The following is a 2,437-nucleotide window of genomic DNA, read 5'->3' as shown; positions in this document are numbered from 1 at the left end:
GTCATGGCTTCGACCTGGTCGTGGGTCACGTAGATCATCGTCGCTTGCAGTTCTTTGTGCAGTCGCAACAGTTCCAACCGCATCTGTACCCGCAGGGCGGCGTCGAGGTTGGACAGCGGTTCATCGAACAGGAAGATTTTCGGGTTACGCACGATCGCCCGGCCAATGGCCACGCGCTGACGTTGACCGCCCGAGAGTTGCTTCGGCTTGCGCTCCAGCATCGGCCCGAGTTCGAGGATGCGCGCCGCTTCGCCGACTTTCTTCTCAACCTCGGCTTTCGGTACGCCGGCCAGGTCGAGGGCAAACGACATGTTTTTGCGCACGCTCATGTGCGGGTACAAGGCATAGGTCTGAAACACCATCGCCAGGTCGCGCTTGGCCGGACTGACTTCGGTGATGTCGCGACCATCCAGTTCGATGGTGCCACCGCTGACCTCTTCCAGGCCGGCGATCAGGCGCAGCAACGTGGATTTGCCGCAGCCCGACGGGCCGACAAACACCACGAACTCGCGGTCGTTCACTTCCAGGTCGATGCCTTTGATGATGGAAAAGCCTTCGAAGCCTTTTTGCAGATTCTTGATTGTCAGGTTGGCCATGGTGGCGCTCCTTTTGTGCTTATGCTTTGAGGGCTATTTCACGGCGCCGAACGACAGGCCGCGGACCAATTGTTTCTGGCTGATCCAGCCGAAGATCAGGATCGGCGCGCAGGCCAGCGTCGACACCGCCGACAACTTGGCCCAGAACAGACCTTCGGGACTTGAGTAGGAGGCGATCAACGCGGTCAGTGGCGCGGCTTTCGACGAGGTCAAATTCAGCGACCAGAACGCCTCGTTCCAGCACAGGATCAGCGACAGCAGCACCGTGGACGCCAGGCCACCCTTGGCGATCGGCAACAGCACCCGGAGCATTTCCTGCCACAGCGTGGCGCCGTCGAGGCGCGCGGCTTCGAGGATGTCTTTGGGGATGTCTTTGAAGTAGGTGTAAATCATCCAGACCACGATCGGCAGGTTGATCAGCGTATAGATCACGATCAGCGCGATGCGCGTGTCGAGCAGGCCGAAACTCTTGGCCAGCAGGTAGATCGGCATCAGCACGCCCACCGGTGGCAGCATTTTGGTGGAGAGCATCCACAGCAGCGTGCCTTTGGTGCGCTGGGTTTCGTAGAACGCCATCGAGTACGCCGCCGGCACCGCGATCAGCAGGCACAGGGCCGTGGCGCTGAAGGAAATCACCACCGAGTTCCAGGCGAAGCTGAAGTAATCGCTGCGCTCGTTGATGTGCAGGTAATTCTCCAGCGTCGGGGTGAAGATGAACTGCGGTGGCGTGGCGAACGCGTCGATTTCGGTTTTGAAACTGGTCATCACCATCCAGAAAATCGGAAAGAAGATCAGGATCGCGATGGCCCAGGCCAGGGTGCCGAGCAGCAGGCTTTGCAGACGGCGGGATTGTTGAAGGGTCATGGCGCAGGCCTCAGGCTTTGTCAGTCAGGTTTTTGCCGATCATCCGCACCAGCACGATGGCCGCGATGTTGGCGATCACCACCGCGATCAAGCCGCCGGCGGACGCCATGCCGACGTCGAACTGCACCAGCGCCTGGTTGTAGATCAGGTAGGCCAGGTTGGTCGAGGCGTAGCCGGGGCCACCGTTGGTGGTGGTGAAGATTTCGGCGAACACCGAGAGCAGGAAGATGGTTTCGATCATCACCACCACCGCAATCGGCCGCGCCAAGTGCGGCAGAGTCAGGTGCCAGAAGATCGCGATCGGTCCGGCACCGTCGAGGCGCGCGGCTTCCTTCTGTTCCTGGTCGAGGGACTGCATGGCGGTCATCAGGATCAGGATCGCAAAGGGCAGCCATTGCCAGGACACAATAATGATGATCGACAGCAGCGGGTAGTGCGCCAGCCAGTCCACCGGCTGCGCGCCGAACAGTTTCCAGACGTAGGCGAGGATCCCCGAGACCGGGTGGAAAATCAGGTTCTTCCAGATCAGCGCCCCGACGGTGGGCATGATGAAAAACGGCGAGATCAGCATCACCCGCACGATGCCGCGACCGAGAAACTCACTGGCCTCCAGCAGCGCACTGATCAGCACCCCGAACACCACACTGATCAACAGCACGCTGCCGACCAGCAACAAGGTGTTGGTGGCGCCGGGCAGGAACCCCGAGTCGCTGAGGAAGTAGCTGAAGTTCTCCAGCCCGACGAACTGGTTTTCACCGGGGTAAAGCAGGTTGTAGCGGATCAGCGAGAAGTAAACGGTCATGCCCAGCGGCACGATCATCCACAGCAGCAACAACGCCACCGAGGGGCTGACCAGGAACCAGCCGGGGTTGGCCAACCGGCTTTTACGCACCGGCTGGGGAATGTCCATGTGAGCGTTGGCAGTTGAAATATTCATGGCGAATAACCGATTAAGAACAGACAAATGAAGATCAACT

The 2,437-nt window shown here is 59.8% G+C and carries 3 protein-coding genes; all 3 read right to left on the bottom strand.

Annotation, left to right across the window (positions count from 1 at the left end; genetic code table 11):
* The coding region (locus QK293_RS27390) for an ATP-binding cassette domain-containing protein (protein WP_282383454.1) at positions 1 to 596 on the bottom strand (596 nt) is incomplete at its 3' end.
* A 33-nt stretch (positions 597 to 629) separates the two neighbouring features.
* The gene (locus QK293_RS27385; protein WP_282383451.1) at positions 630 to 1,460 is read right to left on the bottom strand and encodes a carbohydrate ABC transporter permease; all 831 of its coding nucleotides are present in this window, start codon (positions 1,458 to 1,460) and stop codon (positions 630 to 632) included.
* Positions 1,461 to 1,470: 10 nt separating this feature from the next.
* Positions 1,471 to 2,370: a sugar ABC transporter permease gene (locus QK293_RS27380; RefSeq protein ID WP_282383457.1), complete on the bottom strand. Its 900-nt coding sequence runs from the start codon at positions 2,368 to 2,370 to the stop codon at positions 1,471 to 1,473.
* Positions 2,371 to 2,437 lie beyond the last annotated feature (67 nt).

It is taken from the genome of Pseudomonas sp. AL03, assembly GCF_029960815.1.
Classification (GTDB): Bacteria; Pseudomonadota; Gammaproteobacteria; order Pseudomonadales; family Pseudomonadaceae; genus Aquipseudomonas.
The sequence above is the reverse complement of the archived record's forward strand: the minus strand, read 5'-3'. Positions and strand labels throughout refer to the sequence as shown.